We start from the raw sequence: 15,076 nt of genomic DNA on the forward strand, positions 1-15,076 counted from the left end.
AAGGATTTGCGCTGAAGCAATTGCAACTCAGCTTCGGTAGATAGTTTCTTCTTAAGCACTTGAATTTTGACTAAATCGTTGTCCGTTGTGTTTCTATCTCACCTCACTGGGGTTTCAAATCCCGTCGGTGGTTTTTACGCGTCATCTTTTCCTGACGCCAATACAGCATCCACAATCGCTTGCGCTTCTTTCACTATGCGCTGCAAATGGTCTTCACCACGAAAACTCTCTGCATAAATTTTATAGATGTCCTCAGTACCAGACGGGCGTGCCGCAAACCAGCCGCCTTCCGAGGTGACCTTTAAGCCACCAATCGCCACATCGTTGCCCGGTGCCTTGGTCAGGATACACTTAATTTTTTCACCAGCAAGCTCGGTACAGTGAAGCTGCTGCGGTGAGAGCTTCAGCAACATGGCTTTTTGCGCCGGTGTGGCGGACGCCTCAACCCTGTCAGCAACCGGGTCGCCGAATTCTTGTGTCAGCAAGCGATATTGTTCACCTGGGTCTCGTCCGGTATTCGCCATTATTTCTGCTGCAAGGAGTGCAGGCACCAGGCCGTCTTTATCTGTTGTCCAAACCGAACCATCGAGACGCAAGAAGGATGCACCAGCACTTTCTTCACCGCCGAAACCGAGTGAACCTTCGTACAGACCAGCGGAAAACCACTTGAAGCCAACCGGCACCTCAACCAGCTTACGTCCCAAACGGGCACACACACGATCAATCATCTGGCTGCTGACGACGGTCTTGCCGACGCCTGCGCCTTTCGACCATAGTGGACGATGCAGAAACAAATAATCAATGGCGACCGACAAATAGTGATTTGGCGGCATCAATCCTGCACCTGGCGTGACGATACCGTGCCTATCATGGTCAGTATCGCATGCGAAAGCAATGTCATAGCAATCCTTCAATCCTATCAGACGTTGCATGGCATATGGCGATGAAGGGTCCATACGTATACGCCCGTCCCAATCGACGCTCATGAAGCGAAAGCTTGGATCGACTTCGTCGCTGATTACACTCAGGTTCAAATTGTATTGCTCGCTAATTCTTGCCCAGTAATGCACGCCGGCGCCGCCGAGCGGATCAACTCCAAGACGAAGGTTTGCGCCGCGAATTGCCTTCATATCAATTATCTTGTCGAGATCGTCGACATAAGCGGCAAGGTAGTCGTATCTGTGCGTAGTGGCGGCATGCAGCGCTCTATCGAGGCGCATGCGTTTGACGCCTTTAAGCCCCTGTTCGAGAAAGCTGTTGGCTTTCGCCTCAATCCAATTAGTGACATCGGCATCTGCCGGACCACCATTCGGTGGGTTGTACTTGAAGCCGCCATTGTCAGGCGGGTTATGTGACGGCGTGATCACTATTCCATCTGCCAGTCTCATCGTTCTGCCGCGATTATGCGTAAGAATCGCCAGCGAGATTGCGGGTGTGGGCGTGTATTCGTCTTGCTCGGCCAGCATGATTTCGACACCGTTCGCAGCAAGTACTTCTATCGCGTTAACATAAGCTGGTACCGACAGCGCATGGGTATCAACCCCAAGGAAAAGAGGACCGCTGATGCCCTGACCAGCGCGGTACTCGCAGATTGCCTGATTGATTGCGAGTACATGCCATTCATTAAAGCTGTTGTCGAAAGAAGAACCACGATGACCTGATGTACCAAATGCAATACGCTGTCCCGCCACGGCTGGATCTGGCACCGCGCTGTAGTAGGCTGTTACGAGTTTGGGAATATCCACCAGAATCGACGTTGGTGCCAGTTTGCCGGCCAATGGGCTAAGCTTCATCATGTTGATTTCCGCGAAGTCGCCGGTAACGCCTGATCAGGGCATTGGTGGAACTGTCGTGATCCAGCTTAGGCTCATTCGTGCTCTCAAGTTCAGGGATAATTCGTTGCGCCAGATCTTTTCCCAGTTCAACACCCCACTGATCGAAGGAGTCAATCTGCCAAATGGCTCCTTGGGTAAAGACACTATGCTCGTACAGTGCAACCAGTTGCCCCAGCGTTTCCGGACTCAGGCGTTCGGCCAGGATGGTATTAGTCGGTCGGTTTCCTTCGCAAATGAGATGTGGCACCTGCCATGAAGGGGTGTTTTTTCCCTCAACTTGTTCCTTTGTTTTACCAAATGCCAGCGCTTCTGTTTGCGCGAACAAATTGGCCAGCAACAAGTCATGATGGCGTCCCAAGGCGATAAGCGGTTGGCAGAAACCGATGAAATCACATGGTACCAGTCTGGTTCCCTGATGGATCAGTTGATAAAACGAATGCTGCCCATTCGTACCAGGTTCCCCCCAATAAATTGGCCCAGTAGCTACTTCGACGGGTTCACCGCTGAGCTTAACGTGCTTGCCATTACTTTCCATCGTCAGTTGCTGCAGGTAGGCAGGAAACCGCTTAAGGTAATGCTCGTAGGGCAGTGTGGCGATTGTCTCTGCGCCCAGAAAATTATTATTCCAAATCGCTAGAATGCCCATGAGTACAGGTAGATTCCGATCAAACGGTGCACTCCTGAAATGGCTATCCATAGCATGAAAACCGGCAAGCATGGCGCGAAAGTTTTCTGCGCCGATGGCAAGCATTGTTGACAGGCCTATTGCTGAATTCATCGAATAGCGGCCTCCCACCCAATCCCAGAAAATAAACATATTTGCCGTATCGATACCAAATTCCGCAACGCCTTCCGCATTAGTAGATACAGCGACAAAATGACGTTGAACTGCCTTCTCATCTTTTAACTTTGACAGACACCAAGTGCGGGCCGAATAGGCATTAGTCAGGGTTTCGAGTGTTGAGAATGTTTTTGAACAAATAATGAACAAGGTTTCTTCTGGATCGAGATCGCGAGTCGCCTCTGCAAAGTCTGTACCATCGACGTTGGAAATAAAGCGAAAACACATGTCCCTGCGACTATAGTGGCGCAACGCTTCATAAGCCATGACCGGGCCGAGATCTGAACCACCGATGCCGATATTAACTACATTGCGGATCACCCGGCCAGTATGACCAAGCCAGTCCCCGCTACGCACGCTTTCGCAGAAAGCCGCCATTTGATCCAGTACAGCATGTACCTGCGGTACTACGTCCACTCCCTCAGTCTCAATTCGTTCGCTTGCCAGTGCCCGTAATGCGACATGAAGCACGGCGCGCTTTTCGCTTACATTGATCTGCTGACCACTGAACATTGCCTCAATCCGTGTAGCCAAACCACATTCGTCGGCCAACTGCAGCAGCAGTTTGATAGTTTCTTCGGTAACGCGATTCTTTGAGTAATCGAGATAGAGGCCAGCGCCTTCAGCAGCTAATCGCTCGCCGCGCTGCGGGTCGTCTGCAAATAGTTGCCGCAAATGCAGATCGCGAATCTGTCGATGATGCACCTCTAGGCTATGCCAGGCAGGTTGATCGACAAGTAGCCTGCGGGGCGGAAATATTGTTTTTTTTAAGCTCATATGCGGCTGGAGCTGGTTTTGACAAAACTTTTACTCTTGCATGCAATCACCGCCATCAAATCGTTCCATGACTTATAGAAAGATTCGATCCCCTCATGTTGCAACTGAGTGGCAAGCGAATCAACGTCTACACCGGCATCCGCAAAAACGGCGAGTTTTTTTTCTGCATCACCGCCATTCGCGGGCATGCTGCCATTTACTTTGCCATGATCGGCAAAAGCGAGTAAGGTCTTTTCGGGAATGGTGTTGATCGTGTCGGGTGCAGCAAGTGCCTGAAGATACAGCGTATCGGATGCCGCAGCGTCCTTGGTGCCAGTGCTTGCCCAAAGCAGACGCTGCTCTTGAGCACCTGCGGCTCTGAGTTTTCGCCAACGTGGAGTGACTAGCAGTTCCCGGTAGGTACAGTAGATGCGTTCGGCTATAGCGATACCCAGACGATTGGCAAGATCGGCAGGCACTTTGTTCTTGACTGCCACATCCCAGCGGCTGACAAAAATTGAAGCAACGGAGCCGACCATGGGATCAAGTCCCGCAGCAATTCGTCTTTCGATACCACGCATATACGCATCTGCCGCTGCCAGATATTGCGCGCGCGAAAATAACAATGTGACGTTAACCGGGATAGCCGAAAAAATAGATTCTTCAATAGCAACGAGCCCTGCAGGCGTACCCGGAATCTTGATGAACAGGTTTTCTCGCTGCGCAAGTGCGTGCAACTGCGTTGCTTCGCGTATTGTGCCAGCAGCATCATTTGCCAGCAAAGGCGATACCTCCAGAGACACCCAGCCGTCGATACCAGCTGTTGCATCATGTATAGGACAAAACAAATCGGCTGCTTGCGTCAAATCTTCAAGCGCAAGGTCAAAGAACAGGGTTTCAATTGAACTGACGCTGAGCGATTTTTCGTGAATTGCTTCATCGTATAAATTCGTATCGCGGATAGCGTGGTGGAAAATTGTCGGATTGGAGGTAAGCCCGGTGATAGCCAGGTCATTCACGTAGTGCTGCAGAGTATCGTTTTCTAGCAAATCGCGTGTGATGTTGTCGAGCCAAAGGCTTTGTCCTAACTGGTGAAGTTGCTGTGCAGCGTTCATGGCGATTTCCTGTTCTCTTCAACATTACGCCGCAAGTTAGCGGCACCTGCTTACATTCCGCTTACTCGTCATTTGTCTATGACGGTGTTAGCACGACTCTTTTGAATATATGAGGTAAATTCAATGGCGTCAGTACGCCAGCAAACATAAATTGACTACAACTGACATAGACTCAGCACTCCCACCATATCAATCAGATTTCGAGGTGTTTCAGGAGTTCCTCCTCTTTCCGGCTTGACCAATTCAAGCTAAGATTTTACAAATGCCGCGAAACCGGAAATGACATCAAACAACTCCTCGTCGATGCCGCTTTGCCTCTGTTGATGAAAACTGCGGTTCAAATCGTCAAGTAATTCCTCAATATTTTTCTCTGCACGTTGCATCGCTGACAGACGGCTAGCATTTTCGCTCGCCAGGGATTGGGCACATGCCATGAACACAGTCACAAAAAGGTATTCGCGCACGAAGGCAAGCAGCGCTTCATTTTTTTGATTCATGATCTCAGGCAAATTCTTGGTGGGCCAATCAACGACGGCAAGATCGCGTCGCCAAACATCGTCAAATGGCAAAAGTCGTCGGCTAACTGGCGCATAAGTTGATCCAGAAATACGACGATTGTAGAATAGGTATATCTGTGTAACGGAACCCTGCTCACGTATGGCTTCAATTGCGATTAAGATCTCACCAACCAGAATCGAAATCGTGCTCGTTGAATTGGGCAATGAAAAGCTTCTTTCAGCAACCATCTTGGTTTCGGCTAATCGTGATTCAATGCGTTCGCCAACAGCCCATACCATTTTTTTCCCTGGTAGCAAGGCCAGGGTAGTGTCCACAAAGTCCACCATCACGTCGTTGAATTGACCGACAAGTCCCTGGTCAGAACCGAACACGATTGCGCCTATTCCGTCTGCTTTTTTTTGTAGAGTTGACGATGGAACAGCTGGTGCATTCTGACGAAGACAGGCAGTCAATCCCAATTGTACGGTTCGATAATAGTCGTCGAGCGAACGCAAGGCGTTTTCGTACTGTCCAATACTGGACGCAGCCACAGCCTTCATTGTACGCACTACGGATTGAAGATTTGCAGCGCTGTCAATTTTGTGGCGCAGACTTGTCATGGTATCGCTCATGGCAGCGTCTCGTCAGCAACCTTGGGTTTCAATTTCAATTTGTCGTTCTTTAATGCATTTACTTTTTCGTTTTCCAATTCTTGCAATTTTTTTGTTTTTGATTCATTACTGTCTGGCACAGTTTGAAATTCAATGAGTGCTGTACGAGCTATTTGGAGTATACAGGCCCTATCCTCTCCGCTCAAAGTATCTGCACTTTCAAATCGTGCGCTTACGGCTGAGGGCAGGCTTGGAGCTGCCATGCGAACGGCATGCTCTGCGTCATTCATACGGTTAAGCGGGACAGTATCAAACAGCTTGCCGGTCAAGGCAAGTAACACAGCGATTTGTGAAGACACTGAAACTGGTGCAGACTCGGGCTGTTTGAGGCAAGCGCGAATCCGTAATCCGTGCTCAATAATTGCCGATGTGTTTTCATCAAGCTGAGCACCAAACCTGGCGAAGGTTTCTAGCTCCTCAAACTGGGCATAAGCGAGTTTGAGATCACCTGCTACCGCCCGGTAGGCAGCACTCTGCGCTTTGCCCCCAACTCTGGAAACCGATTTTCCTACGTCGACAGCAGGAAGAATACCTAATTCAAATAGTGAAGGCGACAAGTAAATTTGACCATCCGTAATCGAAATCAGATTGGTCGGAATATAAGCTGAGATATTTTGCGCCTGGGTTTCAATAATGGGCATTGCAGTGAGAGAACCACCTCCCCGTTTTTCGCAAAGATGCGTGGCGCGCTCAAGCAGTCGCGAATGAATGTAGAAAATATCGCCTGGAAACGCCTCGCGTCCAGGTGGTCGGCGTAGTAGAAGAGACAGTTCGCGGTAGGCCCGCGCATGCAATGTGAGATCATCATATACAATCAGCACATCGCGTCCAACCTCCATAAAATACTCTGCGATACTGGTCGCCGCATAGGGCGCGATGTAGGTAAGACCGGGCGGGTCGTTTCCATCTGTCACGACGACAACCGTGTAATCCAGTGCATCTTTTCCCCTCAACGTAGCCACTGTCTTTGCTACAGCAGAGGCACGCTGACCAATCGCGCAATATACACAAACTACATTCTTTCCCAACTGGTTGAGAATAGTGTCGATAGCAATTGCTGTCTTCCCTGTTTGTCTATCACCAAGTATTAGTTCGCGCTGGCCAAGTCCAATCGGTATGAGCGCGTCTATCACCTTCAAGCCCGTTTGCAGAGGTACAGTCACCGAAGCACGGTCCATGATGGCAGCTGCAGCCCGCTCGATTGGTAATCGTTGACTAGAAACCACTGCACCGTTACCATCAAGTGGCCGCCCAAGTGGATCAATGACGCGCCCCAGCAAACCATCTCCGACAGCTACGTCCATGACGCGGCCGGTGCGTTCGACGTCATCACCCGCATGTAATTGCCAATAGTCGCCTAGCAGCACAATACCTATTTCATCCTCGTCGACGTTGAATGCAATACCGTACACGTCACTTTGAAATTTCACCAGCTCTTCATAGCCGACACCAAGAAGACCCGAAACATGGGCTACACCATTGGAAACGCTGGTGATTAAGCCCATTTCTCGCGGGACAAGTTGCTGCGTGAAAGCGTCCCGCCCCACAATTAGTCCGGAAAATGCCTGATCGAAAGCCACTTTTAACTGATTGGGCAACGCGCTCATTTTTTCGCCTCGCCCAAAGCCACTGAATGCTCGGCTGAGGGTTCAGGTATCGCAACTTCAGCGGTGACCTCCAGTTTAGATTGCGTTATCACAGATGCAGCGATGCTATTTTCCATTTGGTCGATATAGTCAACCATATTCCATGAGATTCTCTGACCATGGATGCTTAATTCAATCCCACTGATCAATTTTGGCGCGGTCTCAAAATGGACGTTCACGGTGGAATTCAATAGCGCATTGAGTTCCATTTGCAGTGCAGTTTCTTGCACCTTTGGCAGATCGAAGGCGCTGCGCACACGTACCGGATCGGATATGCCTTTCATTGCGACGACCAGACTGGCTCTGTCCCCGTCGTTAAGTGCGCGCAGGCGGTGCAAGAACATCTCGGTTATGCGTTCCTCCAGCTTCGTATCTGCGAGATCGATCAGCGTTTTTCGAGTGATGGCAAAAACTTCCTCGTGAGTACGACGAATGATCTCCTCATGCAGATTATGTTCTTCACTTTCCATTTGTAATTGTTGCTTGGTATGCAAAGCTTCTGCCGTCGCCCGCGCGGCGTCGATCAAACGCAGACGTTCAGTATTCGCATCATTTGTGGCCTGCTCAAGTAGCTCTGACCGTTGCTGGTCGAACGAGGCGTTCTTTTTCTGAAACTCATCCTGTTCCGCCAGAGCATCGACTCGTTTTGCGTTAGCATCAGCCAGTTCTTTTGCGATGCTTGCCTCTCGCCCATCAATGGCATCCAAGATGGGTTTATACAGAAACCGTTTCAGCAACCAAACCAAAACCAGGAAGTTGAGTGTTTGTGCACCGACGGTGAACCAATCAATCAGCATGACTATTTCCCAGCAACATGGGCGATCACAGTGTTCCAGAATGGATTAGCGAAAATGAGTATCATCGACACAACAAAGCAATAAATCGCAGTGGACTCAATCATTGCCAGACCGACAAACAAGGTGCGTGTGATGGTGGCAGAAGCATCGGGCTGTTGCGCCAGCGCTGTAAGTGCAGTGGCAACCGCTCTACCCTCAGCCAATGCCGGTCCCAGGCAACCGAATCCGGTGGTGAGGCCAGCGATGACAATTGATGCCACTGCGATAATGGTCATACTATCCATGGTAGTTCCTTCTTTTACTTGCTTTAATCATTGGCATCCACCATAGGTGGCAGAAGTGGGTCAACCTTTGGCGCAATCTTGCGCTTGCGAACACGTGTGGCGGCGGCGATGTAAACCGCAGCCAGAATAAAGAAAATGTAGGCTTGCACCATACCGGTAAGTAGGCCCAATGCAGTCATCACGATCGGGAACAGAAAAGGTGTGATAGTGAGTAAAATAGCGACAATCATCGCTCCACTCATCATGTTGCCAAACAGGCGGACAGCCAACGCCAACGTGCGCGACAGCTCACTGATGAGATTGAACGGTAGCATGATGATGGTCGGCTCTATATAGGATTTCAGATAGCCGACGATTCCTTGGTCCTCGATACCGAACATAGGCACTGCCACAAGCACGCATAGAGCCAGTGCTGTCGTAGTTGAGAGTGAACCCGTCGGTGGTTCGTAGCCCGGAATGATCGTACACAAGCTAGCAGTCGCAACGAACAGGAACAAAGTCCCCAAAAAACCGATATATTTCCTCGGATTACGCAGGCCAACGTCCACGATTTGCTTGTTGATGGTGGTAATAATGATTTCAAGCAGATTTTGCCAGCGCGACCGCCGCATGTCGATAGACAATCTGCGGGTGATGTATTTTGAACCAACTACCAATATCAACATCACCCCCCATGTATACGCAATGGTGGCATTGATCTTGAGAACACCATATTGCCAGAAGATCATTTCATCAGGACTAAGTCGCACGATTGGACTTCTCCACTGGTTGAGTAAGCGAAACAATAGTTGATCGCGTAAAGTACATCACCAAGGTGCGTGCCATGAGAAATCCTAGTACACATGCCAGCAGCCTCTGCCAGTGACCGTTCGTCACAAAATGAAAACCAATCAAAGTAATAGCCATGCGCAGCAGCAAGCTGACTGAAAGCCATATTACTGACCGTGTCGATGCCATAGCGTGGCGAACAGTCCACCAAAGGCCACCAAAAAAGAAACCGCCGAAACCGACGCCAGCTATCAATGCAATTGCCAGTGACAAGATATCATTCATCGCCAGCCTCATCTTCCTCCCGCATTGCCATCTCCTCCTTAGCGACCCAGTGCCACGCGTTGAAACAACCAAGCACCAGACCAGCCACAAGTAACGCTAAGGTCCATGAGCGCCCATCTGGATTGCGCTGATCTAACCAGTGTCCCAACGCCGCACCTAGTAGCGTGGGAACAACTATTGACCAGCCGATCAATCCCATCATACCCATACCAAACCAGACACCCTGATTCTTGTTGCCACTCGCCTTGAGCTTGCGTCGTGCTTTCGCACCAACCTCGTCGGCCAGAGTTGGCGGTACTTTAATTATTTTTCCGGGTTCATTATTCATGGTGAAAATTGGCAAAGCCTCGCAAGAATCCAGTCTCCAATTTCGCCATGACTGTGCGCACATTTTGCTCGCGTACACCCACGGTCAAAAATTCCCGCTCAACAGCATCTCGTAATTGCGCAAGATCGGTTCCACCTATTGCCTGGCGCACCGACACAAGGACATTCGTGCCAGCCTTGACCAGCACGCCTTGATCGACTGCCACAAAGACCTCGCCATCGGCTAAGGTTTCGTAGATGAATATCCCTGGCGCCAGCGCTACAACACAATCGAGTCGATGTGGAAGAAGCCCAAATGAACCCTCTGGCATCTGAGCCACAATGCGCATGACGCTTGTGGTGTCGACGAATATCTTGAACGGTAAAAGGATCTTGAGATTCATGCTGTGGTCGCCACATCAGATTCACCTTCGGCCGTCGATTTTGATGCCAAGCCAGGATGCAGGTGTGGTACTGTCACGACTGGCTTATCTACTTTCTGATTTGCAATTGCTTCTTCTATCGCACCGATCATATATAGCGAACTTTCAGGCATGTCTTTGAATTCGTCACGTAAAATCCGTTCACATCCATCCAACGCATCTTTCAAGCTCACCAATTTCCCTTGATGGCCGGTAAATTGTTCGGTCGTAAAAAATGGTTGCGTGAGGAAACGTTCCAGGCGACGTGCGCGGGCAACAACCTTTCGGTCTTCTGGCGAAAGCTGCTCGAGACCAAGCATCGCAATGATGTCCTTGAGTTCCGCATACTGCGCAAATGTGCGTCGGATTTCTTGTGCCAATGCGTAGTGTCGTTCGCCTATAATCCCGGGTGTCGCCATCTTGGAACTCGACTGCAGGGGATCGATGGCTGGAAACAGGCCTTCGCTGGCCCGCTTGCGCGACAGTACAATAGAGGCAGACAGATGTGAAAATGTATGCACCGCGGCAGGATCGGTGAAATCGTCAGCAGGTACATACACTGCTTGAATAGATGTAATGGCACCGCCATCCGTGTTGGCTATGCGCTCCTCCAGGCTTGACAACTCCGTCCCCATGGTCGGCTGATAACCCAAGCGCGAAGGCATCTGCCCCATCAGACCTGATACTTCCGAACCAGCTTGGATGAACCGGAAAATATTATCGATCAACAGAAGTACATCACGGTGTTCGTCATCCCGAAAATATTCGGCCATCGTCAACGCTGCATGACCTACACGAAAACGACTACCCGGCGGTTCATTCATCTGGCTGAATATCATGGTCATGTTGGGCAGTACGCCAGCTTCTTTCATATCGTGGTAAAGCTCCTGGCCTTCGCGGCAACGTTCGCCAATTCCACAAAAAATGCTGACACCGTCCTGGTGGCCGACCATGTTGTGAATCATTTCAGTAAGCATGACTGTTTTACCAACGCCCGCTCCGCCGAACAAACCGGTCTTTCCCCCTCGCTCAAGCGGCACCAGCACGTCAATGAGCTTGATGCCAGTCGCAAAAATTTCGGATTTATTTGACCTACCGGCCAGCGGCGGCGGTGCCCGATGCACTGATCTCCATTGCACATCCAAGGGCGCGGGCTGGCCATCAATCGCATTGCCGAACACGTCAAACATACGGGAGAGAATATTTTTTCCAACTGGTACCTTTAATGGCCCACCAGTGTCTTTCACCTCCATACCGCGAGCCAAACCTTGGGTGGGAGTCAACGCAATTGTACGAACATGGGTCGCACTGGGCTGGGTCAGCACTTCGAGAATGATGCGCCCTTCATTTGCATGAAGAACTGTATGGATCGGTGGCAGGAGGCTATCAAAACGAACGTCCACTACACTACCATGAACCGAGATTACAGTTCCCCGATTGATGGATCGCATTTCCTCCAAATTCTTCGCCATGTTTTCAGTTAGATGCATTTCGGCATTCACAGGAATGTTGTTTCGATAAAGCGAAAAAGTCTGTTATCTGTTATGAATGGTAGCGACACAGGTGCGGTCAATGCTTGTTGCCCACGTTTCGTATAACTATAATGTCAAAATCTATGAGACCTGTCTGTGCGTTGTAGCACAGTTATCTTCAAAGCTCGCTGCTCTATACTAGGGGCTGTTAACAATCAAGCGATCCAGATGTAAGCGCAAACGAAGTTAAGGAAAGACAAGTAGTTACGAGCCAGTTTTTCATAGCGTGTTGCGATGCGTCGGAATTGCTTGATTCGATTAAAAAAACGTTCGACCAAGTTACCGTCTTTATACAGATGCCGATCAAAGTCGCGCTGAACCACGCGATTGCGCTTGGACGGAATGACTGCTGTCGCACCGCTGGCGTGAATGCTGTCAATCAGATCGTTGGCATCGTAGCCCTTGTCGCCCAGTACCGCATCGGTTTTCAAACCTTCCTGCAGCGGTTTGGCTTGCGTAATATCGGCCACCTCGCCACCAGTCAACAGTCAGCGCACTAGATTGCCGTGCGCATCGACAACCGCGTGAATTTTGCTGGTCCATCCACCACGCGAGCGACCTATCGCTTGATACCCTTCTTTTTTTGGGCGCCAGCCGCATGTTGGTGCGCACGTACAGCCGTACTGTCGATCATCAGCATTTCCAAAGCACGATCACCACTGACGGCTTCGATCAAGCGCTGCCATACACCCGACTCACTCCAGCGCTTGAACCTCATGTACGTCGTGTGCCAATTGCCCAATTCAGACTGCAAGTCCCGCCACGGCGAACCCGTACGTACGATTCAGAGCACCACTTCAAAAAATAGACGATTATCCTGCGCGATCGCCCCGGGATCGCTCGGCTTGCCCGGCAATAGCGGGGATAATTTCTCCCATTGGTCATCGCCCAATAGTTTCCTGATCTCTTGCATCTTCGGTACTCAGTTATTCAAATACCGAATGTAGACACATTTTATTGATTGTTAACAGGCCATAAGCATCTCGACGGAACTTAACATTGGTTGAGGTCACATCGGCCGCGGGGATTAATCAGATACAGACGCACCGACTGGTGCAGTTGAAGTTACTGGTGTTGGCGCGCACCGAATATTTACATTACTGGCTCAGATTGGTTATCAAGCGATTAATTCGCTGCTAATGTCCAACCATGTTAAGAGACTAGATTTGGGTGCTTTCGATAACTGAATAAAAATAGCTCCCATATCCTAGCCAATACCTGTGTGCAGTGTTTATTCTGTCAAACAGCGTCGTAAATTTTCCAGTTGTCAGCGCGGGGCGTTTCCAGAGAGATTCACAGAAGCCCTTGCGGCTATTGGATCGACGAAAATTACCTGGACGCTGAATTTCAATTGAAGTGGAAAATTCTCTGCGCTGTTTAACAACCAAGGGATTTACGCCGGATGACATGGCGCAGCGCACACCGGAAATGCAACGCTTGCAAAAGCGGGGAGAGAATATTTACTACACGCCACTGTCTGAATCGAAGCACCATATTTTGATTGACGACATGAACCGCGCCAAGCTCGATAAGTTCATTGCAGATGGCTACAAACCAGCGGTTATACTGGAAAGCAGTCCTGGAAATTACCAGGCAATCGTGACAGTGCCAAAGCTCGGAACTGCCCATGATCGTGATGTGGGCAACCGACTCAGTGACCGACTGAACAAGGAATACGGCGACCCGAAATTATCGGGCTGCATCCACCCGCACCGCGCACCATCGTATCAGAATCGCAAGCTGAAACACCGGCGCGACGATGGTACTTTTCCAGAGGTGAAATTACTCAAGGCGGAAAAGCGCGAGTGTGACAAGACACTGCATGTATCCCGCGAGATTGATGCGGAATATCAGAAGTTGGCACAGCAAAAAACGCAGCAAAAAGAGCGCGAACCAAAAGCGGAAATCAAGATTGACGCGCCAGCCGGTGGCGTGGCGCAAGCCTACCAAAAACACTATGAGGATGTGATTGCTCGACAGCGTGGCGGGGCGATTGACCTATCGCGCGTGGACTCGATGATTGCGGTTCGCCTGCGCGTCACAGGCTATCAGCAAGGCGAGATTGCAAATGTGGTAAAGCAGTGCGCACCGGCCACCAGACCGAAGGAAGAAGCCCGTGACTGGAACGACTACGCGCAGCGCACCGCCCGCTATGCCTACAGCGCCGCAGGCGACCGTCAAGCTACCGAGCTTGGCAAGTACCGCCAGCAGTGGGAGAAGCTGGAAGGGCGTGAGCCAGTTAAGCTGCTACAGAAGAAGCAAGAAATTGTGCAGGAAGTGCAGGAGAAGGCGCAGAAGATCGAGCGGGACAACGCACCGAGTATGAGTCGCTAGCATTCGTGGCTTGTTTGAGCTACAATAAAACTTATTCATAGGAGATTAATCATGGCTGCAACAGCATTTGTCCGGGCGCGGATAGACGAAACGCTAAAAAACGAAGCCGCTGCCGTGCTGGCTGGTATGGGGCTTACTGTGTCTGACGTGGTGCGTATTGCGTTGACCAAAATTGCCAAGGAAAAGGCATTGCCGTTCGATATGCGCACGCCCAACAAAACGACGGCAATAACATTGGTAAAGAGCGAGCGCGGTGAAGATGTGTACCACGCTAAAGATGCTGATGATCTGTTTGGACAGCTTGGTATTTAATGCGTCAGCCTGACTATTCCGGCCAGTTCAAACGCGACGTGAAGCAGTCGCAAAAACGTGGCAAGGATATGGACAAACTCAAGACTTTGCTGGGCTTGCTCATCGAAGGTAAACCTCTTTCCGCCAGCTATCTCGACCACCCGCTGAAAGGCGGATGGCGTGGTTTTCGGGATGCGCATATTGAGCCTGATTGGCTGTTGATTTACAAAATTGTCGAGGACGTTGTGAGGTTCGAGCGTACCGGGCGACATTCGGATTTGTTCGATGAATAAATCCAGCAAGCAGCTTGAGCTTGAAGCCTTGGCCGCCGTGGGCGAAATGCTCTTGTTCGACACGGCCAGGGGCAACCCTGAAGAAGTCGCTCACATCATGTGATGTGCGCGGCTTTTTGTTCGTTCAGAAAGTGTCTTCCAGTATCTCAGCGAACTATGTGCAGAGGTTGGCAGTGATGCGACTTGGCACGAAAAAACGGTTGAAGAATTGCAAGACCGCGAGGACTTACAGACGGCCGAAACTGTGATACAGCGCATCCGTTCTGGCGAAGAACAAGCCACGCCGATTGAAGACGTAATAGCGACTCTTAAGGCTGGCTATGCCTGTCAAACAGCGTCGTAAATTTTCCAGTTGTCAGCGCGGGGCGTTTCCAGAGAGATTCACAGAAGCCCTTGCGGCTA

The 15,076-nt window shown here is 50.4% G+C and carries 15 protein-coding genes and 1 pseudogene; 3 read left to right on the top strand and 13 right to left on the bottom strand.

Translation table 11 applies throughout. The annotated features are described in order from the left end of the window. Positions 1-134: 134 nt before the first annotated feature. The 13 genes and pseudogenes from pgm to QN395_RS17560 all read right to left on the bottom strand — a co-directional run bounded on the left by pgm (position 135) and on the right by QN395_RS17560 (position 12,669). Complete coding sequence (pgm, locus tag QN395_RS17500) at positions 135-1,793, bottom strand: phosphoglucomutase (alpha-D-glucose-1,6-bisphosphate-dependent) (protein ID WP_323492511.1); 1,659 nt, start codon at positions 1,791-1,793, stop codon at positions 135-137. Next, a complete protein-coding gene (gene pgi, locus QN395_RS17505; RefSeq protein ID WP_323492494.1) occupies positions 1,783-3,453 on the bottom strand; it encodes a glucose-6-phosphate isomerase in 1,671 nt (556 codons plus the stop codon). The genes pgm and pgi overlap by 11 nt, the downstream gene beginning before the upstream one ends. Further along, positions 3,450-4,547: a transaldolase gene (tal, locus tag QN395_RS17510; RefSeq protein WP_323492493.1), complete on the bottom strand. Its 1,098-nt coding sequence runs from the start codon at positions 4,545-4,547 to the stop codon at positions 3,450-3,452. Before tal ends, pgi begins: the two co-directional genes overlap by 4 nt. Positions 4,548-4,795: 248 nt before the next feature. Then, positions 4,796-5,677: a F0F1 ATP synthase subunit gamma gene (locus tag QN395_RS17515; RefSeq protein WP_323492492.1), complete on the bottom strand. Its 882-nt coding sequence runs from the start codon at positions 5,675-5,677 to the stop codon at positions 4,796-4,798. Further along, entirely contained in the window at positions 5,674-7,323 is a 1,650-nt protein-coding gene (locus tag QN395_RS17520) for an alternate F1F0 ATPase, F1 subunit alpha (protein WP_323492491.1), read from the bottom strand. The genes QN395_RS17515 and QN395_RS17520 overlap by 4 nt, the downstream gene beginning before the upstream one ends. Then, positions 7,320-8,159 (bottom strand): F0F1 ATP synthase subunit B, encoded by an 840-nt coding sequence (locus tag QN395_RS17525; RefSeq protein WP_323492490.1) that lies wholly within the window; start codon positions 8,157-8,159, stop codon positions 7,320-7,322. The genes QN395_RS17520 and QN395_RS17525 overlap by 4 nt, the downstream gene beginning before the upstream one ends. Before the next feature lie 2 nt (positions 8,160-8,161). Then, the gene (locus QN395_RS17530; RefSeq protein WP_323492489.1) at positions 8,162-8,443 is read right to left on the bottom strand and encodes a F0F1 ATP synthase subunit C; all 282 of its coding nucleotides are present in this window, start codon (positions 8,441-8,443) and stop codon (positions 8,162-8,164) included. A 23-nt stretch (positions 8,444-8,466) separates the two neighbouring features. Next, on the bottom strand, positions 8,467-9,192 hold the full coding sequence (locus tag QN395_RS17535) for a F0F1 ATP synthase subunit A (RefSeq protein ID WP_323493116.1): 726 nt from the start codon (positions 9,190-9,192) through the stop codon (positions 8,467-8,469). Then, a complete protein-coding gene (locus QN395_RS17540) occupies positions 9,182-9,496 on the bottom strand; it encodes an ATP synthase subunit I (RefSeq protein ID WP_323492488.1) in 315 nt (104 codons plus the stop codon). The genes QN395_RS17535 and QN395_RS17540 overlap by 11 nt, the downstream gene beginning before the upstream one ends. Then, a complete protein-coding gene (locus tag QN395_RS17545) occupies positions 9,489-9,824 on the bottom strand; it encodes an AtpZ/AtpI family protein (protein ID WP_323492487.1) in 336 nt (111 codons plus the stop codon). The genes QN395_RS17540 and QN395_RS17545 overlap by 8 nt, the downstream gene beginning before the upstream one ends. Beyond that, positions 9,817-10,206, bottom strand: coding sequence for a F0F1 ATP synthase subunit epsilon (locus QN395_RS17550; protein ID WP_323492486.1), 390 nt, complete (start codon positions 10,204-10,206; stop codon positions 9,817-9,819). The genes QN395_RS17545 and QN395_RS17550 overlap by 8 nt, the downstream gene beginning before the upstream one ends. Next, on the bottom strand, positions 10,203-11,714 hold the full coding sequence (gene atpD / locus QN395_RS17555) for a F0F1 ATP synthase subunit beta (protein ID WP_323492485.1): 1,512 nt from the start codon (positions 11,712-11,714) through the stop codon (positions 10,203-10,205). Before atpD ends, QN395_RS17550 begins: the two co-directional genes overlap by 4 nt. 197 nt (positions 11,715-11,911) lie before the next feature. Beyond that, positions 11,912-12,669 (bottom strand): annotated as a pseudogene (locus QN395_RS17560) (IS5 family transposase). Between the two features lie 443 nt (positions 12,670-13,112). On the opposite strand from QN395_RS17560, the gene QN395_RS17565 reads away from it, so the two are divergent. From QN395_RS17565 to QN395_RS17575, 3 genes are read left to right on the top strand one after another with little or no spacing between them, the layout of a single operon-like run. Then, entirely contained in the window at positions 13,113-14,090 is a 978-nt protein-coding gene (locus QN395_RS17565; protein WP_323492484.1) for a RepB family DNA primase, read from the top strand. A 51-nt stretch (positions 14,091-14,141) separates the two neighbouring features. Next, positions 14,142-14,402: a type II toxin-antitoxin system RelB/DinJ family antitoxin gene (locus QN395_RS17570; protein WP_323492483.1), complete on the top strand. Its 261-nt coding sequence runs from the start codon at positions 14,142-14,144 to the stop codon at positions 14,400-14,402. Continuing rightward, positions 14,402-14,674, top strand: coding sequence for a type II toxin-antitoxin system YafQ family toxin (locus QN395_RS17575; RefSeq protein ID WP_323492482.1), 273 nt, complete (start codon positions 14,402-14,404; stop codon positions 14,672-14,674). Before QN395_RS17570 ends, QN395_RS17575 begins: the two co-directional genes overlap by 1 nt. The last annotated feature ends 402 nt before the right edge of the window (positions 14,675-15,076 follow it).

The sequence above is a fragment of the Undibacterium sp. RTI2.2 genome, from assembly GCF_035018705.1.
Taxonomy (GTDB): Bacteria; Pseudomonadota; Gammaproteobacteria; order Burkholderiales; family Burkholderiaceae_D; genus Undibacterium.